The following is a 26,602-nucleotide window of genomic DNA, read 5'->3' as shown; positions in this document are numbered from 1 at the left end:
GGGCGATTAAGGATGAGTGGCCGCGCGCCGAGGCGCTGGAGGCGCTGGCGCCGCACCTGCCGGCGGGATTGCTGGGGGAGGCGTTGGCGGCGGCGCGGGCAATTGAGGTGGAGAGGTTGCGTGCCTTGGCGCTAAAGGCGCTGGCGCCGCACCTGCCGGAGGGATTGCTGGGGGAGGCGTTGGCGGCGGCGCGGGCGAGTGAGGATGCTGAAGAGCGCGCCGAGGCGCTGGGGGCGCTGGCGCCGCACCTCATCGAACTGCCCCGTGCCCGGCTCTATGAGATCTGGGCTGAGACGCTGCCAATCTTGGCGCAGCGTCGCCGCCACGATCTGCTCGTCGATCTGCGCGAACTGACGCCGGTCATCGCGGCGTTGGGCGGTGAGAAGGCAGTGGCAGATGTGGCCCGCGCCATTGCCGATGTGGGGCGGTGGTGGCCGTGAGCGCTGTCGAATATTAGGTTGGTGAGTGGGGTCGAAACAGGGTTTCGTTACGCCATCCCAAACCCTTCCCCAATCACCTCGTCAACCTCGCCGACAATCACGAACGCAGCCGGGTCAGCAGTGGCAATAATGTTCTTGAGCGTTCCAATTTCGGTGCGGGCGACAACACACAACAGTACGGCTCGGCTGGCACCGGTATAGCCGCCAATGCCTTCGAGTTGGGTGATACCCCGTCCTAAGCGGGTAAGGACTGCTTGTCGGATGGGGTCTGGGGTTGAGGTGATGATTAGCGCCTGTCGTGCGCCCTTGCCGGCCGCCAATACGGTGTCGATGGTGCGGCTAGCGGTAAATGCCACCAACAGTGCATAGAGTATCTTTTCAGGCCCGTAGCTAAATAAGGCAGCGGTAAAGACGAGTGTGTCGAACCCGAGCAGGCTGCGGCCCGGTTGAATGCTAAAACGCCGTTCGATTAAGCGCGCCAGAATATCGCTTCCACCGGTCGTACCGCGAGCGCGCAGGACTAACCCAATCCCTAGTCCGTCGATGAGACCGCCGTAGAGGCTATATAGCAAGGGATCGTTAGTGATGGAGCGAGCGAAGGGGGCAAGGCCGTCAATGGCGAGTGACATCACGACGACTGTGTAGAGTGTGCGCGCGCCGAACACGGCTCCGCCGAGGTAACGCCAGCCGGCAATGAGTAAGGGTACATTCAAGATGAGGACCACTATACCGACTGGTGTACCAAGAAATGTGTTGAGGAGCTGGGCAACGCCGGTGATGCCACCGGTCACAACTTGATTGGGCACAAGAAAGAAGCGGACAGCAGTCGCACTGAGCAGCGCACCGATGGTAAGGAGGGCGTAGTCGTACAACGTTCTGGCAATGCGTCGCCAGCGCAATGCAGCGGTCATTGAAACACTCCTTGTTAACGCAAAGACGCAAAGGCGCTGGGAACGTTAAACGCAAAGACGCGAAGGCGTAAGGAAGTGGAAGACAAGGGATAAGCGTGCAATCACTCCCTCTCACAATCCTTCGTGTCCTTCGCGTGCTTTGCGCCTTTGCGATAACCCCTTCGTGTCCTTCGCGTTTACAACCCCGCAGCGCGGCGTAGTTCCTCAACTCGGTTGGTACGCTCCCAAGGCAAGTCAATGTCGGTGCGGCCAAAATGACCGCCGGCGGCCGTTTTGCGATAGATCGGGCGGCGCAGGTCAAGGTCGCGGATAATCGCGCCGGGCCGCAAGTCGAACACTTCGTTGACTGCCTTGAGAATCACCTCGTCGGGCACTGCGCCGGTGCCAAACGTTTCGACGCTGAGCGAGAGCGGGCGCGCCACGCCAATGGCGTAGCTAACCTGCAATTCAACCCGGCGGGCAAGGCCGGCGGCGACGATATTCTTGGCGACCCAGCGGCAGGCGTAGGCGGCACTACGGTCAACTTTCGATGGGTCTTTGCCGCTGAACGCACCACCACCGTGGCGGGCAACACCGCCGTAAGTGTCAACGATGATTTTGCGACCGGTGAGGCCACTGTCGCCCATGGGGCCGCCGATTACGAAGCGACCGGTTGGGTTGATAAAGATTTTGGTCTGTGAGTCGAGCCACGCTTCTGGGACTTCGGTTTTGATCACGTGCTCGATCAGATCAGCTCGAATCTGCTCTTGGGTAATTTCAGGCGCGTGCTGGCTGCTGATCAGGACGGTATCGACGCGCACCGGTTTGCCGAAACTGTATTCAACCGTGACTTGCGATTTGGCGTCGGGGCGCAGGTAGGGCAGGGTGCCGTCTTTCCGCACGCGCTCGAGTCGGCGGATGAGCCGGTGCGCGAGGGCAATGCTCGCCGGCATCAGTTCAGGCGTTTCGTCGCAGGCAAAGCCGAACATCATGCCCTGATCGCCAGCGCCCACCGCTTCCACGTCGTCTTGCATGGCGCCAATCTTGGCTTCTAACGCCTTATCTACACCAAGAGCAATATCGGGCGATTGGCCATGGATAGCGACCATCACGCCGCAGGTGTCGGCATCGAAGCCGTATTCGGCATTGGTGTAACCAATCTCTTTCACCGTGCGGCGCACGATCTCTTCGATTGGGATGTAGCCGCGCTCGTAGGTCACTTCACCCAACACGACGATTAACCCAGTGGTGGTGGCCGTCTCGACCGCAACCCGTGCTTTTGGATCATGGCTGAGGAAAGCATCGAGGATGGCATCGCTGATCTGGTCGCACATCTTGTCGGGGTGCCCCTCGCTCACGCTTTCGCTGGTGAAGTAGAAGCGTGGCGAGTTCATGAAGGTGTTTGCCATAGTCAACCTCTGCTACTGTACAAATCCTCACGATTTGTGTTGGTCGGCACCGCACCGGCACGGGCCGACCGGTCGGATGCGGGCGCACGACCGTGGGTAGGGCGCACGGTCGTGTACTCCTACTAGGTTCCTTCTTGCCACGAATTCAGGTACGCCTCTTGTTCGGCGGTCAAGGTGTCAATCGTGATCCCCATTGCCGCCAATTTCAACGCTGCAATTTCGCGATCCAGCTCTTTGGGCAATGCATGTACGCCTACCGGTAGTTTGCCTTGGTTGCGCAGTAAGAACTCGCTGGCTAAGGCTTGATTGGCGAAGCTCATATCCATCACCGCACTTGGATGCCCCTCGGCGCTCGCTAGGTTGATCAAGCGGCCTTCGCCAAGCAGATTGATCGCTCGCCCGTCGCGCAAAATGTACTGATCAACAAAAGCGCGGGGCTGACGCTTCTCAACGCTCATCGCTTCGAGGGCCGGGATGTTGATTTCGACGTTAAAGTGGCCGCTGTTCGCGATCACGCAGCCGTCTTTCATCACGGCAAAGGCGTTGCTGTCGATCACGTGCTTGTTGCCGGTGGCAGTGACGATGAAATCAGCCACTGCTGCTGCCTGCTCCATTGGCATGACCCGGAAGCCGTCCATCACCGCTTCGAGCGCCTTCACCGGGTCGATTTCGGTGACGATCACGTTTGCGCCGAGGCCACGCGCACGTTCGGCAATACCACGCGAGCACCAGCCGTAGCCAGCGACCACGAACGTTTTGCCGGCAAGCAGGATGTTGGTAGCGCGGATGATGCCGTCAAGGGTGCTTTGCCCGGTGCCGTAGCGGTTGTCGAACATGTGCTTGGTATCACTGTCGTTGACCGCAATCACCGGGAAGGGCAACACGCCCTGCTTGGCCATTGCCTTGAGCCGGATGACGCCGGTAGTCGTCTCTTCGGTGCTGCCGACCATGTGCGGGATCAGGTCGGGCCGATCTTTCAGCACACCGGTCACCAAATCGGCGCCGTCGTCCATCGTCAGTTGCGGATTGTGGTCGAGCGCGGCGCGGATATGGCTGTAGTAGACCTCGTTGCTCTCACCTTTGATGGCAAAGACTGGAATCTCTTCATAGGCAACCAGCGCTGCGGCAACGTCATCTTGGGTGCTCAGCGGATTTGAAGCAACGAGCACAATATCGGCGCCGCCGGCGGCCAGTGTGCGCATCAGATTGGCGGTCTCGGTGGTGACGTGCAGACAGGCGCTAATGCGCAGGCCAGCCAATGGTCGCTCGCGGGCAAAGCGCTCGCGGATCAAGCGCAGCACCGGCATCTCTTTCTCGGCCCACTCGATGCGCTTGCGGCCCTGTTCAGCGAGGCTGAGGTCTTTTACGTCGTAACTGGCAGTCATACGGTGTAATCGCTCCTTTGCTAGGATGTCGTGAGCGTTCCTACCGGCCACTCCGGTACGAACGCTGATGCACGAATAACGGAATGGGTTGCTGTGTGGGCGCTGGTAAACAGCGCCTCCATCGCGGCGAGATTGTCGAGTGACTCGGTGAGCGGCATGGCGCCGATAGCGGGAATGGGTTCACCGGCGGCAGCGAGCCGCGCGAAGCCTTCCGCCTCCAACTGAAAGTGGTCGGCAGGCGGAATGGTGATTGTTTCGACAGTAACGTGGCGACCGCCACGGGCCACAGCGATGCTCGTCGCCTGTTCGGAGGTCGGGTTAAACGGACGTTCAAGATGGATCCAGCCAGCGTCGCCAATAATCTCAACCCGCTGGTTCCACGCGCTGCGGAAGCTGCACGTGATAGTGGCATGGCGATCACCATCAAAGCGCAGCAGACCGCTGAGACTGAAATCGATAGGCGCACCGTTGACAAAGGCGCTCGCTGTGCGTGGTTGTGAACCGAAGACCATACGGGCATAGCTCAGCGGGTAGCAGCCGATGTCGTAAAGCGCACCGCCGCCTAAGTCGGCATTGAGCCGAATATTTGTTGTATCGTCGAGCAGGAAGCCAAAACTGCCACGTACCTGCTGTACCTCGCCGATAACGCCATCAGCCAACAAGCGTTGCACGGTGATCGTCTGGGGATGGAAGCGGTACATAAACCCTTCCATCAACAGCCGTCGATTAGCCTGCGCCGCAGCCACCATCGCCAACCCATCGGCCAGCGTCGTCGCCATTGGCTTTTCGCAGAGCACGTGCTTACCGGCCTGCAACGCCGCAATTGACCATTCGGCGTGCAGGCTATTGGGCAACGCAAGATAGACTGCCTCAACTTCCGGATCGGCTAGCAGCGCGGTGTAATTGCTATACGCGCGCGGAATGCCGAAGTCGGCGGCGAACGCCGTGGCGCGCTCGCCATCGCGGGCCGCAATTGCCACCACCTGTTCAGTCGCTGAAGCAGTAAGCGCGCCGGCAAAGCGGCGGGCAATCCGGCCAGCGCTAAGAATGCCCCACTTCATGCCGCCTCCTGCAGCGAGAAGACGTCGAGCGGCAAATCGTGGCCAAACGCAGCGCGGTACCGGTTGGCAAACTGGCTCAGTGTAAAGCGATGCTCTTGGCAACCGCGCTCTTCAATCGCGTAGGCAGCGCAGAGCGCGGCAATCCGGCCGGTCATTTCCAGCGGCAAGCCGCGTGCCAACCCAAACGCAATCCCGGCCAAATACGCATCACCGGCGCCGGTCGGATCGCGTACCTCGGTAACGGGGGCGATTGGAATCTGGGCAGCGAGTTGACCATCAACATAGATCTGCGAACCATCAACTCCGCGTGTTACCACCGTAATCGGCGCTTGGCCGATCAATTCGGGTTCGCTAATCCCAAGGCACTTCGCCATCATGCCAAACTCATAGTCGTTACTAATCAACACTCGCGCCCCTTTCAAGCCAACTTCCAGCAAGTCAGGGTCAAGGCGGGGCGTCTGCTTGCCCGGATCGAAAATATAGGGCACCCCCATCTGCTGGCATTCGCGGGCGAACCGGCGCATCGCGTCGGGGTTGGTCGGTGAAATCAGCACCAAATCATCAGCCGTCAAGCCGCGGTCCAAGAGGGAATTGTGGTGATCGTGTCCCATAGCGCCAGCGTAGAACGCGACAATCTGATTATTGGCCTGATCGGTATTAATAAAGCAAGAGGAGGTAAACTCGTGCTCGATGATCGTAATCCCGCTCGTGTCTACGCCTCGATCTTCAAGCCACTCGCGATAGGCGCCGAAATCGTGGCCGGCGGCGCCGACGATGAGTGGTCGTTCGCCGAGCAGCGCCAAATTATAGGCAATATTCCCGGCGACGCCGCCGCGCAACTTGCGCATCGAGTCGACCAAAAAACTGACCGAGATAATATGCGCTTTGTCGCTCAGCATAAAATCCTTAAAGTAGCCGGGAAAATCCATAATGTAATCGAAGGCAAGCGAGCCGGTGACCACGATCTTCACGGTACGTACTCCTCTACATACCCCGCGATGAGCGGGAGACCAATGTTATATCTCGGTAAAACCAACCGCTTGTTGGACTAACTGCGCCGTCTCGGCGCAGAGCTGTAAGGCTTGTTCGGCTTGGGCCGGGTTAAGGTAGGCTAGGCTACCAGTGAACGAAATAAACGATTGGCGCTGCACCACTGCCGTATCAACGCCGGTGGTTGCGGCGATCTGCCGCATCGCCTGCAACGTCTGATCGCGCAGCTCGCTACTCTGCGCGTTGGCGAGCAGGCGCGCTTCCGCCGGCACCACGCCCCAAGCCATGCATCCGCCATCGGCAAGAAATTCGGCGAGCGGCGTCGCGGCAGCCAGCAGCGGTTGCAGGTGGTCAGCTAGATGACAGCCGATCACATCAACCGGCAGATGCAACACCTCTGCCCACTGCACCCCGCCGCTCAGAAAGAGACCGCGGCGGCTCGGCAGATCGGCCAGCAACCGGTTGAGCAGATCGAGTCCATCCTCCCACGTGAGCGGGCAGAGCGGCGTTGACAGCGCATCGAGGAACGGCTCTTCGATCATGGCCAGCCGACGCAGGGCATAACCCTGCACCTGTTCGTGCTGCCATGCGACGCGCAAGCTGCACAGATAGAGCAGTAGCTCGCGCCATTCCGGTTCGTAGGCCAGTGGCCGGTCGTGGTTATCAGTCAGCGCCAAGCTGAGACTCACCGGGCCGATCGTTTCGTATTTAAGCAACAGCGGTTGCCGTTCTTCGGTATTGAGCCGGCGCAAGACTTCTTCCAGCACTGTTACTGCCGGGCCGCTCAGTGCAGCAAACTGAGCATCGCCGCGAAGGTAGGCGAGGCCGACTTGCGCGGCATCACGTTCGAGGGTTTCGTGCTCAACCGCTAGCCGGTCGCGTTCAACATCGATCTGCACGCCGGGCAACCCCTGCGCCGCCAGCGCAAACGGTGTCTCGGCCAGCGTGCGCGGCGGCGGCAACGGCCATGCCGGCGTTTGCGGCAGATACTGGCAGATCAACTGGGCAACCATTGCCGGATTGTTATGCGGCAACCCGCCGCGCAGCAGGGGCCGGCAAGCCGGTTGAAATGCGCCAAAGCCACTCATGATCCGCTCGCAAGGTGTCGGAGAGCATCGATGAACGGTGGCTGCACCACGCCGCGTTCAGTAATAATGGCCGTTACTAGCTCGTGCGGTGTTACGTCGAACGCTGGATGGGCAGCCTGAACGCCGTGCGGTGCAATGGCGACGCCGGCAATATGGGTTACTTCGGCGGGATCGCGCTCCTCAATCGGTATCTCAGCGCCGCTGGCGGTAGCGAGGTCAATCGTGGAGGAGGGGGCGGCGACGTAAAAGGGGATGTTGTGATAACGAGCCAAGACGGCTAACCCGTAGGTGCCAATCTTGTTAGCAACATCGCCATTGGCGGCGATGCGGTCAGCGCCGACGATCACGCAATCAACGAGGCCGCGTTGCATCATGAAAGCAGCCATATTGTCGGTAATCAAGGTTTGCGAAATGCCGGCCTGCAACAGTTCCCACGCCGTCAGGCGCGCACCTTGCAAGAAGGGGCGGGTCTCATCAACAAAGACGTGGATCGGGCGGCCTTGGGCGAAGGCAGTGCGGATCGGCGCCAGCGCGGTGCCGTAGCCGGCAGTGGCGAGGCCACCGGCGTTGCAGTGGGTGAGCACGTGGCCACGAGGTGGGATCAGCGGCGCACCGTGATCACCGATGGCGTGGCACATCGCGAGGTCTTCGGCGTAAATAGCTTCAGCTTCAGCGAGTAGCGCCGCCTTGATCGCGTCTGCTCCTTCTGCCGCAACCGCCTCGGCCCGGCGCAGCATGCGCGTCGTTGCCCATGCCAAGTTCACTGCGGTCGGGCGTTGAGCGTCGAGGGTTGCCTTCGCTTGCTGCAGCTCGGTGAGCAGCGCCTCTGGAGTAGCAGCCCTGCTCTGGCGGGCAACCAATGCCATCCCGTAGGCAGCAGTGCAACCGATCGCCGGCGCGCCGCGCACTTGCATGCTGCGAATCGCATGGGCGACGTGGGCTAACTCGGTGCAATGCACCACTTCAAACGTGTGCGGCAGCTTGCGCTGGTCGATCAGGCGAACGGTATCATCTTCCCACCAGACAGTGCGGAGTTCCATAGGCGTTGCAATAAGATGGAGCCACTCGCGCGGCGAGAGGCTCCGATAATCACGTCGTTCCTCTCATCTTCCGGCCAATGTTGTCCATTGCCGCTGGATTTGGCACCTTCCCTGACGGGGGTTGCCGGGCGTCATCGGGCCAGTCCCTCAGCCCATCTCGATGAGCATCTGAAGTTCGCCGACGCACCATGGCGCAAGCGAACGTTGTGCGCGATTATAACACGATTGTGAGGCTGCGGCAAATAGCTGTGTCAAGCGAGAAATTGCTTGCCTATGACCCTCTTTTGCTGAGCAGTGGTTGGTATGCAGAGGCATTGTGCGCTAGCGCGATGCTATCACACAAAGTGAGCGAATACTTTATTCCCTACCATCCGCCCACGCTCGGTCAACCGTACCCGCTCGCTCTCGATTGTGATCAACCCCTGTGCGCTTAGGTCGGCCAGTGTCGTACCATAGATGTCGGTTAACGCTTGACCAACCCGGGCCGCGAAGTGGCTGAAGCTGACACCGATATCGAGCCGCAACCCCATGAACATCGTCTCAGCAGCGAGATCGGCCTTGGTGAGCGGGATGGTCTCGGCGATTGGGCGGCGTCCGGCCTGTACCGCAGCGAGGTAACCATCGATCGGGCGCAGATTGGCGTACCGTTGTGGGAAGACGTGACCGTGCGCGCCAGCGCCGGCGGCGAGGTAGTCGCTGTTGAGCCAGTAGGCGAGATTGTGCTGGCAGGCCAGTGTGGGTGGGGCATCAGGTCGGTCAGCGGGGTGGGAACGAACCCAATTTGAAATCTCGTAGTGACGGTAGCCCGCGTTGCCAAGCAGCTCCATCGCTAACTCGTACATCGCGCCGGTCAGATCGTCATCAGGTACGCGCAAGCGCCCCGCCGTTACTTGCGCATAGAGCGGCGTGCTCTCTTCCAGAATCAGCGAGTAGAGTGCGAAGTGATCGACATCCCACGTTATCACCTCTTGCAAGGTGGCCCGCCATTCAGCCAAGTCTTGTCCGGGCAGGCCAAAGATAAAGTCAAGGTTGATCGACTCAAATCCCACTCGCCGAGCATCTTCATAGCTAGCGCGTGCCTCAGCAGCGGTGTGGATGCGTCCGAGCATGCGCAAGGTTGGATCGTGCAGACTTTGCACGCCCATGCTCAGCCGGTTGATGCCCAGCACGCGCAGATCGCGCAGGTAATCGCGCCCCAACACCGTGCCGGGGTTGGCTTCGAGCGAGATTTCGGCCTGCTCTAAGGGCACAATTGCTGCTGCCGCCTGCAAGATGCGCTCGATCTGGGCCGGTGTGAGCATACTCGGTGTGCCGCCGCCGAAGAAGATGCTCGGTCGTAACGCCGCTGCTTCAGCAGAGATCGGCAATGGTGGGAGATACTCGCGCAGCATGGCTAGCTCGGCGCAGAGCGCATCAACATACGCCGCAATCCGATGCTCTAGGTTGGCGTAGGTGTTAAAATCGCAGTACGAGCAGCGACGATGGCAAAATGGAATATGAAGGTAAAGATGGCGCATGTGGTGATGTTCTCGGTGAGTATATTACCCGATCAGAATCTGCTCTTCTGGATAGATCACGTGTTGCGGCGACGTATTTGGTCGAGCGATGGCGCTGATGATCGTAAGAGCGCCTAATCTGCCCCAAAACATCACCGCAATGATCACCAACTGACCGATGGGATTAAGTTCGTCAGTCAATCCCAATGATAGCCCACACGTGGCAAAAGCTGACACAACTTCAAAGACGGCACGGTCGAGCGTGGTATCGTGGGTTGTCACAATGAGCCACGTGGCGAGCAGCACGACAAAGAGCGAAATCGTCAACACTGCAGCCGCACGCCGCACCATACCGGTCGCGAGACTACGTCCACTAAACTGCGCAGTGGGTAGGCCACGGGCATAGCTCCAGAGCGAAATAGAGAGCACAGCAAAGGTGCCGGTCGTAATGCCGCCGCCCATCGAGGCGGGCGCACAGCCAATGAACATCAGCGTGATCAACAGCAGTTGACTGCCCGGCGTCAGTTCCTCAAAATTGGCAATGCCAGAAAAGCCAGCCGTGCGAGCTGAAATTGATTGGAAGGTCGTGACAATGATTTGGCGAGCGAGGGGTTCGTTGTGCAGAGCACCATCGGTATCAAACCCTTCGCTGAGCCAGAGACCAACTGACCCACCAACGACGAGGATCGTGACTACGAGCAGGGTAATACGGGTATGCAATGAGAATTTGTGTCCTTGGAAATACGAAGTCAAATCGGCGACTACTGGAATACCGAGACCACCTAAAAAGATCAAAGCCCCCATCACAAAGAGGGTCACACTATCGCGGGGGAGGCCATCTGCAAAGCCGGGAGTGCCGATGAAGAGATCAAAGCCGGCGTTACAAAATGCCGAGACCGAATGAAACAGTGCATAAAACAGCGCCTGCCCTTCACTGAGGCGCGGATCGGTACGCCAGTGCAAATACAACATCGCCGCGCCAATGGCCTCGATCGTGATGACGGTAATCAGCACCCGTTTCGTAAGGCTTAAAATTGCTGCTGGCGAAAGAAGACCGAGCGAATCGCTCAGCGCCAGCCGGTCGGTAAAGCTGATCCGCCGGCCAAGGAGACGAAAAATAATCACGGCGACGACCATAAAGCCGACACCGCCGATTTGGATCAGCAGCATCAGCAGAATCTGCCCGATGAATGAAAGGTCTTGTACCGGTGTAATAATCGATAAGCCGGTGACGCTCAGCGCAGAGGTGGCCGTGAAGAGCGCCTCCATGAAGGATAATGGTCGGGTACTGCTGAGCGGTATTAAGAGCAACCCGGTGCCGATTGCTATCGACAGAGCTAAACCGCCGACGAGTCTGAGTGGCGGCGGGATGGGTCTGCGCCGTAAGCGGTTAAGGGAACGGCTAGTAGGAAGTGAGATCATGACGATAAATCGCAGAACGTACTGATATTCGCATCAGAGCCGATAATGAGCATCCGGTCGTCACGGCGAAAGACATAGTCTGGCGGTGGGGTGACGAGCATTTTGTTGTCGCTTTGCTTCACTGCCAAGACATTGATCCCGTAGCGCCGGCGCAACCCGCTTTGCATCAACGTTTGCCCCACCAGCGGCGCTGGCACTTTGACTTCTGCTACGCTGAAGCCGTGTCCAAGGTTTAGGTGTTCAAGCAGGTGCGGTTCCGAAAGTTGCCACGCCAGCCGGGCGCCGGCTTCGTGTTCAGGTAACACAACCATATCGGCACCGACTCTGGTCAAGATATACTGTTGGCGTTCATTAAGCGCCTTGCACACGACACGCTTAACCCCTAGTTGTTTCAGGGCGACGGTGGTCATCAAGTTGGCTTCAAATTGCGACCCGATCGCGACCACAACTGTGTCGAAGGACAAAATATCAACCGCCCGCAGTGCATCTTCGTTGGTCGAATCGAGCGCAACGACCTGTGTCATGCGGTCAGCTAATTGTTGGACGATGTTTGGATCGCGATCGATGCCTAACACGGTGTGGCCGCGTTCGATCAAGTTCAGGGCAACGCTGCGTCCGAATCGACCAAGACCAATCACGGCGAATTCGAGCTGGCTTGGCTTGCGCGCCATGCGACTCCCCTCCTTCGACGGCTGTTAGGTATGTTGTCTGCATTGTACCGCAGATTAAGGAGCGACTAGGTGTATGGCTCCTCTCCACCCTCCCTCTCCCTACGGGGGCGAGGGGCGGTGCGCTGCGGACTGGTACTCCCCGGTCGCGCGAAATGTATTCCGCCCACTTTCCCAGTCAAGCGACCCTGCCCCTCCCTCCCGCCCTCTCCCCACGGGGGCGAGGGGGCGGTTTGTCATTACGAGGAGTGTAACCCCTGAATCAATCTCCTCCTCAACACGCAGATGGCCCCTCACCTCAGTGGCAAGAGAGAAAGAGAACGCCCCATCCAAAGTCCCGCAGGGTCTGCTGTACCCCATATTCGGACTTGGTACTTGACAACCGCTCGCTTCTTTGTTAGTTTTAGGATAGACTAAAAATGTTTTTTGAACAGGTTCATATGCATCTTCGGCTTGGCTTAATCATAACGCTCACCATACTCTCACTCGCAAGTTGCGCCACGCCGGTCAGTGACGGGCGCATCCGAGTGGTTGCAACCACCGGCCCCATCAGCGATATCGTGCAGGCAATTGCCGGTGAGCGGGTTACGCTGCGCACGATGCTCGGCCCCGGCATCGATCCACACACCTACATTGCTACTGAGAGCGATCTATTTGCACTGCAAGAAGCTGCTCTCATTCTTTACAACGGTCTGCATCTCGAAGCCAACCTTGCCCGTGTGTTCGAGGGGATCAAACGCAGCGGGCGGATTCCCGTCATCGCCGTTGCAGAAGCGATACCGGAAGGATTGCTCTTGGCTTGGCAAGACGGTGACAAAGCCTATGACCCACACGTTTGGCACGATCCGCAACGGTGGCGCTACGCGGTGGAAGCAGTACGCGATGCACTAATTGCGGTTGATCCAGCCGGGAGTGCTCTATACTGGCAGCGCAGTGAGCAGTATCTGGCCGATCTTCAGGCGCTTGATACCGAGTTGCGCATCATGGCCGAGCGTATTCCACTCGAGCAACGCATCCTAGTAACGGCGCACGATGCGTTCCAATACTTCGGTCACGCCTACGGCTTCCGGGTCGAAGCGGTGCAAGGCATCAGTACCGCCGCTGAGGCTAGCGCCGCCGATATTCGTGCGCTTACCGAATTGGTGGTTACGCACCGAGTTCCAGCGATCTTCGTCGAAACCAGCGTCTCGTCGCGCACCATCGAGGCAGTGCAGAGTGCAGCGCGCGCTGTCGGCCACGAAGTGCGTATCGGCGGTGAACTCTATTCCGATTCACTTGGTGATCCCGATGGGCCGGCAGGCACGTACTTTGGAATGATGCTTCACAATATGCAGACGATCGTCACTGCGTTGGCTCCGGCCGACACATAGGAACTAGAGCGATGAGGTGATGCTATGCATCCAGCGGTTGAAATCGAGGACTTAACGGTCGCTTACGGTGATAAACCGGTGCTATGGGATGTCGATTTGCGCGTACCACGTGGTGTTTTGATGGGGATTATTGGCCCGAATGGAGCAGGTAAGACGACACTCCTAAAAGCAACCTTAGGACTTGTAAAGCCGGCTGCAGGTAGTGTGCGCATTCTGGGCCGGCCTTACGAACAGCAACGGCGTCTTGTGGCTTATGTGCCGCAACGGAGCAGTGTTGATTGGGATTTTCCTACTACGGTGCTTGATGTGGTGCTTATGGGTCGCTACGGCCATCTTGGCTGGATCCGCCGACCGGGACGGGCCGAGCGCGCTGTGGCACTCGCTGCCCTCGAACAGGTGCAAATGGCCGATTTTGCCCAACGCCAAATCGGTCAGCTCTCTGGCGGGCAGCAACAGCGTGTTTTTCTTGCTCGTGCTTTAGCCCAAAATGCCGAAGTCTATTTTATGGATGAGCCATTTCAGGGCGTAGACGCCGTTACCGAACGGGCGATTATTCAGATTCTGCGCGACCTGCGCGCTGCCGGTAAGACGGTGGTGGTCGTGCATCACGATCTGCAAACGGTGCCAGAGTATTTCGATCAGGTGGCGTTAATCAACGTGCGTCGTATCGCGGCTGGGCCGGTGCGCGAGGTGTTTACCGAAACCAACCTGCGCGCAACTTACGGTGGCCGGCTTGCTATCCTCGGCAGGAATGGCGCAGCCGATGCTGTTACGACGCCTACTCCGGCGCCGGGGGATTGAGCAATAAGACGCACGGCTTGCATTGTTCATCGTCGTGGAGCACAAAATCTGAGCATTGCAACGCTCGATCACAGCGAGACACGGATATGGAACTCTTCACTGACTACACGCTACGCACCGTCACCATCGGATCAATGCTGCTGGGCGCAATCAGTGGTCTGCTGGGCTGCTTTGCAGTGCTGCGCCGACAAGCACTGCTCGGCGACGCGATGTCACACGCAGCATTGCCCGGCATTGCATTGGCTTTTCTCATCACCGGTCAGCGCGATACGTTCACCCTGCTGATCGGCGCGGCGATTGCAGCATTGGCCGCCGCACTATGGCTGTTGGCAATCGTGCGTACCAGTCGGATTAAAGATGATACGGCATTGGCACTTGTTCTCGCGGTCTTTTTTGGCTTCGGCTTGGTGCTGCTCTCGTATGTGCAACGCCAACCTACTGCGGCGCAGGCTGGTCTCAAGAGTTTTCTGTTCGGGCAAGCAGCAGCGTTGGTTGAGCGTGATCTATGGGCAATGCTGGTAATCAGCGGGCCGGCGCTAGCGCTAGTGGCGCTCTTTTGGCCATCCATCAAGCTGATCAGTTTTGACCCCGATTTTGCCCGTAGCCTCGGCCTCCCTGTACGTCGCGTTGAAGTCCTGCTGACCGGTGTTATCGTCGCAGCGATTGTGATCGGGTTACAGACAGTCGGTGTCGTGTTGATGAGCGCAATGCTGATTGCGCCGGCCGTGGCTGCACGGCAGTGGACGAACCGGTTAGAGACGATGGTGCTGCTGGCTGCCGGTTTTGGCGCGTTGGCAGCATTTGCAGGGGCGTGGATCAGCGCACTGGGCGACAGGATTGCGACCGGGCCGGTGATTGTGTTGACGATGAGTGGGTTAACCGCTGTCTCGCTGTTGATCGCCCCTGAACGCGGGCTGCTCTGGCAACGATGGCGACTCACTCGTTGGCGACAGATAGGCAACAACCATTAACGAGATGATATTGCCTTCCACCATAGCGTTTCCCGATTCCGAAAACATACTATGACCCCACAACTCGAAGTTCAACTGATTGCCGTCATTATCGCTGCCGCCTGTGCTCTGCCGGGGGTATTCCTCGTATTGCGGCGCATGGCAATGCTCAGCGACGCGATCAGTCATACAGTCCTGCTCGGCATTGTACTTGCTTATTTCATTAGCGACAGTCTGTCTTCACCACTGCTGTTCGTAGGTGCAGTCGCGATGGGGGTTCTCACTGTCTGGCTTGTCGAATTGATCAGCGGCAGCCAACTAGTACGTGAAGACGCTGCCATTGGGCTTGTCTTTCCGGCACTTTTCAGCATTGCGGTACTCCTTATCTCGCGCTACGCCGGTAATATTCATCTCGATACTGATAGTGTCTTGCTCGGCGAACTGGCATTTGCGCCCTTCGACCGCATTGATCTCTTTGGCATCAGTCTGCCACGAGCGCTAATATTCGGCAGTGGTGTTCTACTGGTAAACGCCTCTTTGCTTATGCTCTTTTATAAAGAGCTGAAGTTAGTCACGTTTGATCCTGCTCTAGCAGCGACGCTCGGTTTTACTCCCACCATCATTCACTACGGCCTGATGACGAGCGTCTCGCTGACTGCTGTCACTGCCTTTGACGCAGTCGGCTCGATTTTAGTCATCGCCTTGATGATTGCGCCACCGGCGACGGCCTACCTCCTCACCGACCGGTTGCCGCGTATGGTCGGCCTGAGCGTCGCGATAGGCGTGCTCGCCGCAATCAGCGGCTACTGGCTAGCGCGTCTCTTCGATGTCTCCATTGCCGGGGCAATGGCAACGATGACTGGCATTGGCTTTGGCATTGCGTGGCTCTTCGCCCCGCAACGCGGTATCGTTGCACAGACGTGGCAGCATCGTCGTCGGCGCGAGCGATTCGCAGTGCAGATGCTTGTACTGCACCTGCTTAACCACGAGGGTACTGGCGAGGCCGGGGTCGAATGTCACTCACAACATTTGATTGAGGAACTACGCTGGCAACCGACGTTTGCCGGCGCCGTCGTTCGTCGCGCTATTCAGAGCGGGCTTGTGCAACAACTAGATGGTGTCCTGTATCTAACCGAGCAAGGGCGGGCATTGGCACGCGAGGCCAGTATTGGATGAAGTTACTGCTGATAGGGGCGGGTTTCAACCCTATCCCTACCGGCATGATGTGCCTGTACGTCGAAGAGAGGATTGCTTCGGGGGCTGCGCTTCCTCGTCACAACAAGCCTCCCCCGCTCCCTGCTTGGGGAGATGGGCCGCCACAGTGGGTACATGGCTGGAGGGTCGCATTGCTGTGTGTCCCTACGTGGGCGTCAGACCGTATACTCCATACCGCCGCTGCGGGGTAAATCCACAGGCGCAGTAGAGGTTATACGCAGGCTTGTTCGTCTCTTCCACTTCAATCCGAATATCGTGATAGCCGGCTGCCAACAGGCGGTAAAGGGTGGTGAGCAAAAACAGCCGGCCATACCCGCGACCTTGCTGATCGCGGCGCACGCCGAACGTTGTGATCGTGATGCCCTGCGCACTGCGCAGTAGCCGCATTGCCGCCACCGGAATCCCGGCGATTTCGCCGATTACAAAGCGATGCACCGGGTTGGCGATGCGGTCGGCGACAAATGCTGCGACTTGCTCGGCGGGGTCGCCGAAGGCATCGGCGATGATTGCGCTGATCGCTGCGGCATCATTGGTTTCGGCAAGGCGGGTTTGCCATGCCTCTGGCAGGGGTGGTAGTGGTGGTAACAGTGCCGCATCAAGCGCCAGTTGGATTTCGCCGTGCAAGCGCTGTAACCCTAACGCGGTGGCAAAGCCGGCCACGGCTGGCCCCGCTTCGTCGGCTAGTGCCACCCAGCTTCCCCCTCGCGCTCGTGCCCATTGCCCGATCTGCGTGATCAAACACCGCCCAATTCCGCGTCGCCGCCACGCCGGGTCTACCGCAATCACCGCTTCGATCTCGAAGTAGCCGTACATCGCTGCGCCGCCAACGACCGTCTCTCCGATCCGTGCAGCAACCAGCGTTGGCGATGGGTCGGCATCGAGTGTCACCGGTAAGACAATGCCGTCAGTGCGGTTGCAGCGGTCAAAGAGTTCGAGCACCGGCGGCCATTCGTCGGCAGAAATGATGGTGATGTCGGGTGTTGTCACAATTGATACACTCCAGAACGCGCAAAACGCGCATCAACATGATAAACCCAAAGGGTGTACAACGCAAAGACGGAAAGGGTGCAGAGGACGCGAAGGGCGTTGTGAGATGACCGCTCACCTGTGTCGCCCTCAACCATATCATCCCTGCCGCGGTCTTTGCGTGCGTTGCGTCTTTGCGTTTGCCCCGCTGCGCCTTTGCTTTCCTCGCGCCTTTTCGTTAGATCTGTGTGCTATACTGTATGGTGTGAATCGACTCGGAGGCTGCTCGATGCCCATCACCATCGCCTTCCATCGCCGTGACTCGCATCGTGTAGACGTATGCATTGCTGACCAGACAATTGCCACTGTCGAGCCGGCCGCGCTGCTGGTTGAGCAACCACTCTTCGCTCAGCGTCATGTGCCGAGCGATCCGCTCGCGTATGGTCAACGCCTCTTCGCCGCCTTGGGCGGCGACACGCTGCGCGCCGCACTGGCGGCCCTGCCGCGCGCGCCTCATCCTGACAGCCTTATCGCTATTCAGACCGATGATCCCGCATTGGCTGCTGTGCCGTGGGAGTTTCTCCACGATGGCGCTGAGTATCTGATCTTCAACTATCTCTTCGTGCGTGAAGTGCCGAATGCGCCCCTCCCTTCGCCGCCCGATCCCACCCTACCGTGGCGCCTCGTCGTGATGGGCAGCGACCCACTGTTGCAGGAAGTGCGCGATCCCCAGACCGGTTTGCTTGCCGACTATGCGCCGCTCCCGCGACTGAGGGTTGTGCAGGAGCTTGACCTGCTGCGCGACGATCTTGCCCGCCAAAATCCGCCGGTGCCGATCCGATGGCAGCGGATCGCACCGACTCGCCAAGCCCTCACTGATGATCTCGTTGCGGCGGAACCGATTCTGTTTCATTACACCGGCCATGGTGATGTGGTGAATGGCACGCCGGTTCTGTGCTTTGATGACGGTGCAGGTTGTATGGATGCGCAACCGGTGGCTGATTTGGCTGCTTTGCTGCGCGGCTCGGCCTATTTCGCTTTTTTGAATGCCTGTCGCACTGCTGATAGTCACGAGCCGGGGGCTAATCTGGCCCTTGCGTTGGTCAAGCAGGGTGTGCCGGTTGTGCTGGGTACCCAATATCACGTTCTTGATGAAGCTGCCGCCCATTTCGCCCGCACTTTCTACCGCGTGCTCGCTGCCGGCAACCATCCGGCGCAGGCCTTGTATCGAGCGCGCTTGAAACTCAAAGACCAATTGCGCAGCGAGCCGCGCGAATGGGCTGTGCCGGTGCTCTACTATGCCCAAGGCTATGTGTGGCCGACCCAAAAGCCTACGCTCCCAGCGGCGCTGTCACCGCTCGAACCACCGAGGCCGAATACCGAACAATTGCGTGCCCCTGATCCAACCGCCGGTTATTTTGTCGGTCGGCAACATGAATTGGTCGAATTGGCGCGACTGTTTATCCACGACCAGCGACGGATTGTGACGGTACGCGGCACGGGCGGTATTGGCAAAACCACCCTCGTGAATGCCCTCGCCCAACGACTGCGCTTTCACTTCCACGATGGGATTGTGGCTATCAGTCTCTTCTTGCCCGGCGACAATACACTGTTGCGTGCGGCGACGGTACGCAAGACGCTGGCCGAGTTGCTGGGTATACGAGATCAGGCGTTTGATGTTCCCGAAGCCATAGAGAAGCAGGAACGTGTACTGGTCGAAGCTGCCCGTTCCCGTCCACGCCTGTTGCTGATCTGGGATAATTATGAGACCGTGCTCTGGCGGTTGGGTCGCGAAGTGAGTGATACAGATAGCGTTCCCTTTACCGACGAACAACGTCAAGAGGCGGCGGCGGTACAGCGCTTGGTGCGGCGGCTGGCCGATGCAGGCGTTCATCTTCTCTTTACTACCCGCCAATCCCCGGTTGGGTTGGCCGGCGAAGCATTCTACCCGCCCGCCGAACAGGGTCATCAGCTCAAGGGACTGCGTTTAGCAGACAGCGTAACGTTGATGCGGCAGCACGTAGGTGAGCGCATTCCTTCGCAGGCTTTCTTAGAAGAGCTTGCCGCTGCTGTCGAGTACCATCCACTGGCGATGACGCTGGCCGCCGCCCGCTGGGCAAAGAGCCAAGACGACGAGACTACCTTTCTTGCCAACCTGCGCGACGAGTTGGCTAAAGCCCACGACCCGGCCGCGCCGATGTACCAGCAGTCATCGCTCGAAATCAACGTGCGCATCTCGCTCAACGCGCTCCCCGCTGACCTACAGGCCAACCTGCTGGCTTTGACCATTATCGCTAATCCGGTCATCACACCCTCGCACGGAGCTGTCATTTGGGGATTGGAAGACGAGGCAGCTCACCAGCGCTTAGAACTGCTGCATCAAGCCTCACTGCTGCAAGGCCACGGCTACGATGAGCAGCGCAACCGTGCGCTGACCTACAGTGTGCAGCCGGTCATTGCTAGCGTGCTAGGGCGCTTGGCGCAGGAGCACGATCTTGGCCCGGCACGCACGCGCTACGCGGCTTGGGTTGCTCAACTGGTCGAACTAGCCTACAGCGGGATTAACACTGATCCCGACGTCGCTGCTTTGACCCAATTCTTGCTTCCCGACATCGCTGCCGCACTACCGTACCTGCCAACTGACCAGCGCGGTTGGTGCGCGTGGCGGGCTGCGTCAATCTTCAGTCGGTTGGGTCAACCGGTGCAGGCCGAGCAGTGTATTGGCTTGGCCGAGGCGGTGGCCAAGGAAACAGCGGATCAGCCGTTGTTGAGCCGCGTATTCCATCAGCAAGCAACCTTGCTGGTGATTCGGGGCGACCTCGACGGGGCGCTGCGCCTGTACGAGGAGTCCCTCGCCATCAAGGAACGCTTGGGCGATGTGCAGGGCAAGAGCGCGACGCTGATAATGATGGCCCAAGTGCAGTTCATCCAAGGTGAGTATGCCAAGGCGCTAACCAATGCCCGCGCGGGCTGGCAGTTGCTGCAAGCAATTGGCGCAGCGCCTGACGCAGCCCAAGCTGCTCAGCTCGTCCAGCAGATGGAAGCGATGCTCGCAAGTGTGGGAACGCCGTCTCGTTTGGTCGGGGCGTTAATCGCGGCTGTGGTGCGTGCTAAACGCGGCCAGATGTCAGCCACTGAGGTACGGGCCGAACTTGAACGACTGTTGGCTGAAGAGGCGCTGGCACCAGTAGTCACTGCACTGGTGGCCGCCCTCGCCGATCAAGCCGATGCTGCCGCTCAGTTGTTGCTCGCCGCTGAGCCGTTGCTAACCAAAGGCACAGCCGCTGAACGCGCCGATGCACTGATGGGCATCGGTCATCTGGCCAATGTGCTCGGTGATCAGGTGACTGAGTTACGGGCACGAGAGGCAGCGGTAGCCGCGTTCCGTATGGCCGGTGATGACCGCCAAAGCCTTGTAAACCTGAGCATTGCGCTGTACAACCTTGCTATGTTCCACGTCGGCCAAGGTGACTTCGCTACCGCTGTCCCTCTACTTGAAGAGGTAGTGGAGCTTGATGAGCGTACCGGCCATCCTGATTTAGCTAGCTACCGAGCAACGCTGGAAGAGGTGCGCCGTCGCGCTGCTGGCGTGCCGGAGCCGACTATCCGCGAGGCGATCATTGCGTGGCGCGACGGAGGTCGTGATGATTGGCAATTTGTCGCGCTGCTCACAAAGATCTGTAATCATTACGTGCAAACAATGCGCACCGGTGATCGCACATCACGTTGGGAGTTAGCCCACGATTTGGCGGTGCTGCGAGCGATTCAGCCTTTGCCCATCGCTGGCACGAACGATTTTCTGCACGTGTTGCAGCTTCGCCTGCGCGACGAGCCGGGTATGGCCGAGCGAGCGGCTCAGATTCAAGCAGCCCTGCCGACTCAACTGGCGCTGTTACTGACCGTGATAGAGCAGCAGGTCCGGGGCGAAGCGGTCACATTGCCGGCAGCGACTGAAGTGCAGGCTCTCGCCGAACAAGTAGCGGTACTGCTGAGCCAATTGACGCCAGCGCAGCAGGCTGAGTTGTTGGTGTTGGCGCAGGTGGCGCCGCTCGTGCAATTGGGGGCGCAGTTGTTGCGACAGCCAGAGCTAACTGCTGCCGAACGGAGCCAGTTTGCCGAGCGGCTTGACCAAGCTGCTGACCAAGCCGAAGCCGGCGAAGTGGACGGATCGCCGTGGCTGGCGGCGGCGGCGGCGTTGCGCCTCGTCGCCGCATGGCTGCGCGGTTGTTCGCCTGATCTTGCCGCCCTCCCCGAACCTTACCGCAGTCTTGTAGCGGAGATGCTAAAGTGACGAATCCAGAACCGACTGGGAAGACAGCAGTGCAACATACTTGCCCAAAGTGCGGCTACGTCAATGTCTGGACCCGCGACGAAATCGTGCAGCGCGGGCGAATCGTTATTTACCGCGGTGAGCGCGAGGTGGTGTATAGTCTACGCTGTAAAAACCCGGTTGGCTGCGATCAACGGTTTCGGATAGTAGTTACCCGCCAGTGAAGGATGGCTATGCGTATCCTTGGCCCCGAAACAACTGACGATCGTGAACTGCGCGAATGGTTTGAGAGTCAGCAGCGCGGCAATATCGAGCGACTCGAAGCTGGTGCGCAAACGATCACCCAATTGGTCACGGGATTGTACGGCGTGCTCTTTGCCGTGCTGGCCCTGAGTGATCAACCTGCATACCTTCAGAACCCGGTTGTGCAATGGGCCGGTACTGCCGGTATTTGCGCATTCTTTGCCTCCCTCATCGCCGCTATGCTGGTTGCATTGCCGCGCCGCCTCAGCGTTCAGCAAGACAACCTCACCGAGATGCAACAAATGTACCGCCATCTCCAAGGGCGTAAAGCAAACCTGCTCCGCGCTGCGCAAGCTATGTTCCTCTCTGGAACGGCCTGCTTGATAACCGTAATCCTTGCTTTGCTGTGGGGTTGGTAACAGCCAAGGGGTCACAGGACACGGTATGCGATGGGGGCACGGCGGGTGTTATGTGCCATTGCCCATCTGCCACTGATACGCCCGCCGTGCCAACCCAATTGCCAACTCCACGGCCAATTCGCTCGCTTCATCTTCGGTAAGAAGACCTTCGACCACCTGCCTTGCCAGCCAATCGCAGCTCACCCGCCGCCAAACGTCGTGGCGAGCCGGGATCGAGCAAAAAGCGCGGGTGTCATCGTTGAAGCCGGCAGTGTTGTAAAAACCCGCCGTTTCAATCACGAGATCGAAGTAGCGCCGCATCCCCTGCACGCTGTCGAAAAACCACCACGGTGGGCCAAGCCGCACGGCCGAGTAGTAACCGGCCAGCGGTGCTAGCTCGCGGCTGTAGCTGCTCTCGTCGAGCGTAAAGAGGATCAGGCGGAAGCGCGGATCGCTGCCGTAAGCGTTGAGCAGCGGTCGCAAATTGCGCGTCCATTCCGTTGCCACCGGTATGTCAGCGCCTTTGTCGGGACCAAAGCGGGTGAGGAGTGCAGTGTGATGGTTGCGTAGACTGCCAGCGTGCAATTGCATCACCAATCCGTCTTCGCAACTCATGCGAGCAAACTCGATCAGCATGTGGGCAGTAAAGCGCGCAGTATCGCGCGTGGTAGCAGTGCCACGCATGGCGCGGGCAAAGATGGTCTCAGCCTCGCTGTTGCTTAACGGCGCCGTGTACGGCGTCTCAACGCCGTGATCAGTTGCTAGTGCTCCCAATGCCTTAAACGCCGCCCGTCGCTGCTCGATGGCTGTGATAAAGCTGTGGTAATCGTGAACTTCGACGCCTGACAAAGTGCTCAACCGGTCAATCTGCGTGCGCCAATCGGGTGCATCAAGTGCGAGCAAGGCGTCGGGGCGGAAGGTAGGGCGCACGTTGCCGAATCCCTCGACGTGCAGGTCGCGATGTGCAGCAAGCGAATCGGTGGCGGTGTCGGTAGTGGCTAGCAACTCAATCTGGAAACGGCGGAACAGGGCGCGCGGCGTGAAGTCTGGCTCAGTGAGGCGGTGTTGCAGATAATCGTATATACGTTGAGCGTTTTCCGCCGTAAGCCGCTCCTCAACGCCAAACAGCTCGATCAGCGTCGTTGCCAGCCAGAGACCAGTCGGCGTGGCGCGAAATAGGTGGAAGTGCTCAGCAAATCGTTGCCAAATTACACGATGGTCGGTCTCGTACCAACCACCATCGCGCGGCGCAATCCCCAACTGCTCAAGCGACACCCCTTGGCTGACCAGCATCCGCAAGACGTAATGATCGGGCAGAATAAACAGCTCGACCGGCGTCCCAAACCGCGCCGTTGGGTCAGCCAGCATCTGGGGCGGCACGTGGCCGTGCGGGCAAAAGAGCGGCAATCTTTTCACCCGCTCGTACAGCGTGCGCGCCAACCTGCGCTGGGCTGGGTCGCTACTAAAGCAACGGTCAGGTGAGAGTTTCCATTGCATATCGCTCCTCTCAAAGCAAAGACGCAGAGGATGTAAAACGCAAAGACGCGAAGGGGGCAAAATGCAAAGGTACAAAGACGCAAAGGGTGGTGTTGGGAGGGTGTCGCCTGCGCGCTTTGCCCCTCCCTCCCCCTTGCGCCCTTTTGCGGCCGTTGTGGCTTTGCGTTCCCCTCCCTTGCGCCCGTCGCGGTGTACACACATTGCGTCTTTGCACTGTAAACAGATCTTCGCTCTACGTGTGCAATCTCTTTCGCATCACCGCCGCTTGATACGCTACAGTATACGTATCCTTACGCTCCTACGTCGAAGAGATCACAAGCTGACAAATACACAGGAGGCAGCACAATGAGGTGCCGCGAACGAATCGAACAATACCTCAACGACAATGGCGTCGCCTACCACGTATACCATCACGCACCGGCCTACACGGCGCAGGCGGTCGCCGAACGTGAGCATATTCCGAACCAGATGGTCGCGAAGGTGATCGTCGTCGTAGCTGATGGCGAGCTGGTCATGTTGGTTGTCCCAGCTTCACATCGGATTGATCTGGTCAAAGTACGCAACATGCTTGCTGTCAGCGAGGTGCGACTGGCGACGGAAATTGAGCTTGCCGAAGCCTTTCCTGACTGTGAGATCGGTGCGATTCCACCGTTCGGCAATCTCTACCAGATACCGGTGTATGTGGATGAGACATTGCAATCCGATCCAATCATCTTTATCCAACCCGGCGAGCATACTACTGCTATGAGTTTGCCTTACAGCGACTTTGTCCGACTAGTTGCGCCAACAGTAGCTTCATTCATCGCTGAACACCGGCGTGAAGTGGCTGCTACCCGCAACGACATCAAAGAAATGGGTGCTTGGTAGGGTTGTTAGCGCAAAGGTGTAAAGGATGTTGTTGGTAGAGCATTCTCGCGCCTACGTCACCCTTAACCGTACAAGACCTTACGCCCCGTGGCGTCCTTCGTGCCTTTGCAGTACATACACTGCGCGCCTTTGCGTGGTGGCAATCGTCAGTTATGCGTCTTCTAATTGAGGGTGGACAATGCAACTACATCTCGTTTCGATTACCAAGCCGGCCGAATTGAATATCATTCTCGGCCAAAGCCATTTTATCAAGACGGTCGAAGACCTGCATGAAGCATTAGTCAACGCAGTGCCGGGTATCCGCTTTGGCCTCGCCTTTTGTGAAGCGTCAGGCGAGCGGCTCGTGCGCTGGAGCGGCACCGACGAAACATTGATCGGGCTAGCCCGTGAGAATGCGTTGGCTATTGGCGCCGGGCACAGCTTTATTATTGTGCTCGGCAATGGTTTCTACCCGATCAATGTGTTAAACGCCATAAAACAGGTACCGGAGGTATGCCGCATCTTTTGCGCTACTGCCAACCCTGTTGAGGTCATCATCGCTGAAAGTGATCAAGGCCGTGGCATCCTCGGTGTGATCGACGGCTCGTCACCGCTCGGCGTCGAAGACGATGCCGGTATTGCGTGGCGTAAAGACCTATTACGCCGGATCGGGTACAAACTATAGATGAATCCAACGCAAGGGCACGAAGGAGGCAAAACGCGAAGGATGTGAAGGAGGTAAAACGCGAAGGCGCGAAGGCGCAAAAGATGGTGGGGGGAGGGTGTCGCATGCGCGCTTTGCCCATAACCCTACTACCCTTGCGCCCTTGGCGGCTTTGCGGTATAACGTCTCTTGCACACTTCACCTCCTCCGCACCTTTAGGTGACCCACTACTACCCCGAGGAACCTATGCCAACCAAGGCTGACTGGTGTGCCATCATCGACCAACATCTACCGCCACGGGAACAGATCGTCGCTCGCAATCGCGCTATTACTGCTGCCTATGCCGACTGGTACCTTCGCCAGCCATGGCTTTTCCGTTGGGCCGGCCTCGCGGCATTTGCCTCGGCCCAAGTCGGCATCGGTATTGCTCTCGCCGACCGACTGCGCGCACCTCAGCAGATAATCGCAAATGGCGCATCGCAGCTACAGCCATCAACCGCCATTCTCGATCTCCTCGGCGATCTAGTAGGGCGTGGTGTAACCCTTGCCCTCTTTGCACCCACGCTGCTGCACACAGCCGCTACCGACCAATTGTTAGCCGATTTACTAGTCATCAAACAGGCCAACGATGCTATCTTCCAAGATACCGGCTGGGCACATTTAGCGTATATCCATGGCGGGTTGGCCGAGCTAGAGCGTTGCGCCACTGACGCCGATCACGCCATCCTGACCTCGTTCCGCCTGCTCGACGAAGGCGCCCGACTTCTGTGTGAACCGGCCACCTTCACGCAAGGCTGGGAACTCGTGAGCCAAGCTGCAATGACGCTGCTCGGCCACGAACAGATGACTATCTTACCGCCCTACATGGAACAGTTATCAGACCTTGGCCGTCTTATCGCCTCATTAGGAACATGGATGGACTTTACCGGCGGCGGGCCGGTTAGTGGGCCATCCTTTTCCACCTTCTTTGGTCTACCGACAGTACTAAGCGGTGCGCGCAGCATCGCCACCACAACCGACCGCTGGATGTGGATCGAGCGCGATCTCCTGCCAGCGTGGTCTGCGCACAGCGCAGCGTATCGCCCAAATGGCCCGCTTGATCGCCGACTGCGAATGCTGGCAGCGGGCGGATGACGAATGCCAACAGGTGAATAACAAATGCCCGTGTGCCCCGCTGTGGGGTACCCGCCGAGTGGGTTCCCCGTTCCCGTAAGGGCACCGCATGCGGTGCCCCCCACGGTGTGGGGTACCCCGTCCTAGCGTCCCGCACCGTGGGATGGGCGTCGTATCCCCGGCGTGGGCGGTATCGTGGGTCCTTGACGTGGGCGGTGCCCCGTGGTGCCCTATCCCAACACCCTGTGGTACTGTGGTACGCCCCCACGTTGGTTGCCACCTGTCAACATGGTTGTTATACCTATAACATAATGTTATAAAATGTGCAGTGTGCAGCTTTCTGCTCGTTACCCCCACTATCGATATGAACTGCCCTCAGA

Annotated in this window: 22 protein-coding genes, 1 pseudogene and 1 riboswitch; of the genes and pseudogenes, 11 read left to right on the top strand and 12 right to left on the bottom strand. The window is 58.8% G+C overall.

Going from position 1 to position 26,602, the window contains the following annotated elements; translation table 11 throughout:
• Window positions 1-440: pseudogene (locus tag Q1A00_RS15800) on the top strand (hypothetical protein); the annotation flags it as partial.
• A gap of 47 nt (window positions 441-487) precedes the next feature.
• On the opposite strand, the gene Q1A00_RS15795 reads toward Q1A00_RS15800, so the two are convergent.
• The 10 genes from Q1A00_RS15795 to Q1A00_RS15750 all read right to left on the bottom strand — a co-directional run bounded on the left by Q1A00_RS15795 (window position 488) and on the right by Q1A00_RS15750 (window position 11,892).
• A complete protein-coding gene (locus Q1A00_RS15795; protein ID WP_298408132.1) occupies window positions 488-1,351 on the bottom strand; it encodes a YitT family protein in 864 nt (287 codons plus the stop codon).
• Window positions 1,352-1,527: 176 nt separating this feature from the next.
• Complete coding sequence (gene metK, locus Q1A00_RS15790) at window positions 1,528-2,739, bottom strand: methionine adenosyltransferase (protein ID WP_298408135.1); 1,212 nt, start codon at window positions 2,737-2,739, stop codon at window positions 1,528-1,530.
• Between the two features lie 122 nt (window positions 2,740-2,861).
• Entirely contained in the window at window positions 2,862-4,124 is a 1,263-nt protein-coding gene (gene ahcY, locus Q1A00_RS15785; RefSeq protein WP_298408138.1) for an adenosylhomocysteinase, read from the bottom strand.
• Between the two features lie 20 nt (window positions 4,125-4,144).
• Window positions 4,145-5,185, bottom strand: a complete 1,041-nt coding sequence (locus Q1A00_RS15780) for a Gfo/Idh/MocA family oxidoreductase (protein ID WP_299757739.1) — start codon at window positions 5,183-5,185, stop codon at window positions 4,145-4,147.
• Window positions 5,182-6,156, bottom strand: coding sequence for a carbohydrate kinase family protein (locus Q1A00_RS15775; RefSeq protein ID WP_298408144.1), 975 nt, complete (start codon window positions 6,154-6,156; stop codon window positions 5,182-5,184). The genes Q1A00_RS15780 and Q1A00_RS15775 overlap by 4 nt, the downstream gene beginning before the upstream one ends.
• A gap of 45 nt (window positions 6,157-6,201) precedes the next feature.
• The gene (locus Q1A00_RS15770) at window positions 6,202-7,263 is read right to left on the bottom strand and encodes a hypothetical protein (protein WP_298408147.1); all 1,062 of its coding nucleotides are present in this window, start codon (window positions 7,261-7,263) and stop codon (window positions 6,202-6,204) included.
• On the bottom strand, window positions 7,260-8,303 hold the full coding sequence (gene mtnA / locus Q1A00_RS15765; protein WP_298408156.1) for an S-methyl-5-thioribose-1-phosphate isomerase: 1,044 nt from the start codon (window positions 8,301-8,303) through the stop codon (window positions 7,260-7,262). Before mtnA ends, Q1A00_RS15770 begins: the two co-directional genes overlap by 4 nt.
• Before the next feature lie 60 nt (window positions 8,304-8,363).
• A riboswitch (SAM riboswitch) is annotated at window positions 8,364-8,470 on the bottom strand.
• 168 nt (window positions 8,471-8,638) lie between these two features.
• Window positions 8,639-9,820: a radical SAM family heme chaperone HemW gene (gene hemW, locus Q1A00_RS15760; protein WP_298408159.1), complete on the bottom strand. Its 1,182-nt coding sequence runs from the start codon at window positions 9,818-9,820 to the stop codon at window positions 8,639-8,641.
• Between the two features lie 24 nt (window positions 9,821-9,844).
• The gene (locus tag Q1A00_RS15755; RefSeq protein ID WP_298408161.1) at window positions 9,845-11,221 is read right to left on the bottom strand and encodes a TrkH family potassium uptake protein; all 1,377 of its coding nucleotides are present in this window, start codon (window positions 11,219-11,221) and stop codon (window positions 9,845-9,847) included.
• Complete coding sequence (locus tag Q1A00_RS15750) at window positions 11,218-11,892, bottom strand: TrkA family potassium uptake protein (RefSeq protein ID WP_298408165.1); 675 nt, start codon at window positions 11,890-11,892, stop codon at window positions 11,218-11,220. The genes Q1A00_RS15755 and Q1A00_RS15750 overlap by 4 nt, the downstream gene beginning before the upstream one ends.
• A gap of 437 nt (window positions 11,893-12,329) precedes the next feature.
• On the opposite strand from Q1A00_RS15750, the gene Q1A00_RS15745 reads away from it, so the two are divergent.
• From Q1A00_RS15745 to Q1A00_RS15730, 4 genes are all read left to right on the top strand, one after another.
• Window positions 12,330-13,259, top strand: a complete 930-nt coding sequence (locus Q1A00_RS15745; protein ID WP_299643889.1) for a zinc ABC transporter substrate-binding protein — start codon at window positions 12,330-12,332, stop codon at window positions 13,257-13,259.
• Window positions 13,260-13,283: 24 nt separating this feature from the next.
• Window positions 13,284-14,060: a metal ABC transporter ATP-binding protein gene (locus tag Q1A00_RS15740; RefSeq protein WP_298408170.1), complete on the top strand. Its 777-nt coding sequence runs from the start codon at window positions 13,284-13,286 to the stop codon at window positions 14,058-14,060.
• An 86-nt stretch (window positions 14,061-14,146) separates the two neighbouring features.
• On the top strand, window positions 14,147-15,031 hold the full coding sequence (locus Q1A00_RS15735; protein WP_298408172.1) for an iron chelate uptake ABC transporter family permease subunit: 885 nt from the start codon (window positions 14,147-14,149) through the stop codon (window positions 15,029-15,031).
• Window positions 15,032-15,082: 51 nt separating this feature from the next.
• On the top strand, window positions 15,083-16,186 hold the full coding sequence (locus tag Q1A00_RS15730) for a metal ABC transporter permease (protein ID WP_298408174.1): 1,104 nt from the start codon (window positions 15,083-15,085) through the stop codon (window positions 16,184-16,186).
• Window positions 16,187-16,369: 183 nt separating this feature from the next.
• Here Q1A00_RS15730 and Q1A00_RS15725 read toward each other — a convergent pair whose 3' ends face one another.
• Window positions 16,370-17,212: a GNAT family N-acetyltransferase gene (locus tag Q1A00_RS15725; RefSeq protein ID WP_298408176.1), complete on the bottom strand. Its 843-nt coding sequence runs from the start codon at window positions 17,210-17,212 to the stop codon at window positions 16,370-16,372.
• 268 nt (window positions 17,213-17,480) lie between these two features.
• Between Q1A00_RS15725 and Q1A00_RS15720 the strand changes: the two genes are divergently transcribed.
• From Q1A00_RS15720 to Q1A00_RS15710, 3 genes are read left to right on the top strand one after another with little or no spacing between them, the layout of a single operon-like run.
• Complete coding sequence (locus Q1A00_RS15720) at window positions 17,481-21,482, top strand: CHAT domain-containing protein (protein WP_299757731.1); 4,002 nt, start codon at window positions 17,481-17,483, stop codon at window positions 21,480-21,482.
• Window positions 21,479-21,685: a hypothetical protein gene (locus Q1A00_RS15715; protein ID WP_298405010.1), complete on the top strand. Its 207-nt coding sequence runs from the start codon at window positions 21,479-21,481 to the stop codon at window positions 21,683-21,685. Before Q1A00_RS15720 ends, Q1A00_RS15715 begins: the two co-directional genes overlap by 4 nt.
• Before the next feature lie 9 nt (window positions 21,686-21,694).
• Window positions 21,695-22,123, top strand: a complete 429-nt coding sequence (locus tag Q1A00_RS15710) for a hypothetical protein (protein WP_299757728.1) — start codon at window positions 21,695-21,697, stop codon at window positions 22,121-22,123.
• Between the two features lie 48 nt (window positions 22,124-22,171).
• Here Q1A00_RS15710 and uxaC read toward each other — a convergent pair whose 3' ends face one another.
• Window positions 22,172-23,599, bottom strand: a complete 1,428-nt coding sequence (gene uxaC, locus Q1A00_RS15705) for a glucuronate isomerase (RefSeq protein WP_298405014.1) — start codon at window positions 23,597-23,599, stop codon at window positions 22,172-22,174.
• Window positions 23,600-23,944: 345 nt separating this feature from the next.
• Here uxaC and Q1A00_RS15700 point away from each other — a divergent pair, with 345 nt between their 5' ends.
• The 3 genes from Q1A00_RS15700 to Q1A00_RS15690 all read left to right on the top strand — a co-directional run bounded on the left by Q1A00_RS15700 (window position 23,945) and on the right by Q1A00_RS15690 (window position 26,243).
• Window positions 23,945-24,466 (top strand): aminoacyl-tRNA deacylase, encoded by a 522-nt coding sequence (locus Q1A00_RS15700; protein ID WP_298405016.1) that lies wholly within the window; start codon window positions 23,945-23,947, stop codon window positions 24,464-24,466.
• Between the two features lie 178 nt (window positions 24,467-24,644).
• Window positions 24,645-25,130: an adenosine-specific kinase gene (locus Q1A00_RS15695; protein WP_298405018.1), complete on the top strand. Its 486-nt coding sequence runs from the start codon at window positions 24,645-24,647 to the stop codon at window positions 25,128-25,130.
• A 225-nt stretch (window positions 25,131-25,355) separates the two neighbouring features.
• Window positions 25,356-26,243: a hypothetical protein gene (locus Q1A00_RS15690; protein WP_299757723.1), complete on the top strand. Its 888-nt coding sequence runs from the start codon at window positions 25,356-25,358 to the stop codon at window positions 26,241-26,243.
• Window positions 26,244-26,602 lie beyond the last annotated feature (359 nt).

This window comes from uncultured Chloroflexus sp., assembly GCF_938091255.1.
In the GTDB taxonomy this organism is placed as follows: Bacteria; Chloroflexota; Chloroflexia; order Chloroflexales; family Chloroflexaceae; genus Chloroflexus.
Note: the sequence above shows the minus strand (reverse complement) of the source record. Positions and strands in the feature narration are given on the sequence as shown.

What these genes read in the sequence shown, in the direction of transcription:
- Q1A00_RS15710 (WP_299757728.1), top strand. Translation starts at nt 21,695, where the DNA reads ATGCGTATCCTTGGCCCCGAAACAACTGACGATCGTGAACTGCGCGAA.
- Q1A00_RS15720 (WP_299757731.1), top strand. Translation starts at nt 17,481, where the DNA reads ATGCCCATCACCATCGCCTTCCATCGCCGTGACTCGCATCGTGTAGAC.
- Q1A00_RS15780 (WP_299757739.1), bottom strand. Translation starts at nt 5,185, where the DNA reads ATGAAGTGGGGCATTCTTAGCGCTGGCCGGATTGCCCGCCGCTTTGCC.
- Q1A00_RS15755 (WP_298408161.1), bottom strand. Translation starts at nt 11,221, where the DNA reads ATGATCTCACTTCCTACTAGCCGTTCCCTTAACCGCTTACGGCGCAGA.
- Q1A00_RS15690 (WP_299757723.1), top strand. Translation starts at nt 25,356, where the DNA reads ATGCCAACCAAGGCTGACTGGTGTGCCATCATCGACCAACATCTACCG.
- hemW (WP_298408159.1), bottom strand. Translation starts at nt 9,820, where the DNA reads ATGCGCCATCTTTACCTTCATATTCCATTTTGCCATCGTCGCTGCTCG.
- ahcY (WP_298408138.1), bottom strand. Translation starts at nt 4,124, where the DNA reads ATGACTGCCAGTTACGACGTAAAAGACCTCAGCCTCGCTGAACAGGGC.
- Q1A00_RS15735 (WP_298408172.1), top strand. Translation starts at nt 14,147, where the DNA reads ATGGAACTCTTCACTGACTACACGCTACGCACCGTCACCATCGGATCA.
- uxaC (WP_298405014.1), bottom strand. Translation starts at nt 23,599, where the DNA reads ATGCAATGGAAACTCTCACCTGACCGTTGCTTTAGTAGCGACCCAGCC.
- Q1A00_RS15695 (WP_298405018.1), top strand. Translation starts at nt 24,645, where the DNA reads ATGCAACTACATCTCGTTTCGATTACCAAGCCGGCCGAATTGAATATC.
- Q1A00_RS15740 (WP_298408170.1), top strand. Translation starts at nt 13,284, where the DNA reads ATGCATCCAGCGGTTGAAATCGAGGACTTAACGGTCGCTTACGGTGAT.
- Q1A00_RS15745 (WP_299643889.1), top strand. Translation starts at nt 12,330, where the DNA reads ATGCATCTTCGGCTTGGCTTAATCATAACGCTCACCATACTCTCACTC.
- Q1A00_RS15795 (WP_298408132.1), bottom strand. Translation starts at nt 1,351, where the DNA reads ATGACCGCTGCATTGCGCTGGCGACGCATTGCCAGAACGTTGTACGAC.
- metK (WP_298408135.1), bottom strand. Translation starts at nt 2,739, where the DNA reads ATGGCAAACACCTTCATGAACTCGCCACGCTTCTACTTCACCAGCGAA.
- Q1A00_RS15770 (WP_298408147.1), bottom strand. Translation starts at nt 7,263, where the DNA reads ATGAGTGGCTTTGGCGCATTTCAACCGGCTTGCCGGCCCCTGCTGCGC.
- Q1A00_RS15700 (WP_298405016.1), top strand. Translation starts at nt 23,945, where the DNA reads ATGAGGTGCCGCGAACGAATCGAACAATACCTCAACGACAATGGCGTC.
- Q1A00_RS15730 (WP_298408174.1), top strand. Translation starts at nt 15,083, where the DNA reads ATGACCCCACAACTCGAAGTTCAACTGATTGCCGTCATTATCGCTGCC.
- mtnA (WP_298408156.1), bottom strand. Translation starts at nt 8,303, where the DNA reads ATGGAACTCCGCACTGTCTGGTGGGAAGATGATACCGTTCGCCTGATC.
- Q1A00_RS15750 (WP_298408165.1), bottom strand. Translation starts at nt 11,892, where the DNA reads ATGGCGCGCAAGCCAAGCCAGCTCGAATTCGCCGTGATTGGTCTTGGT.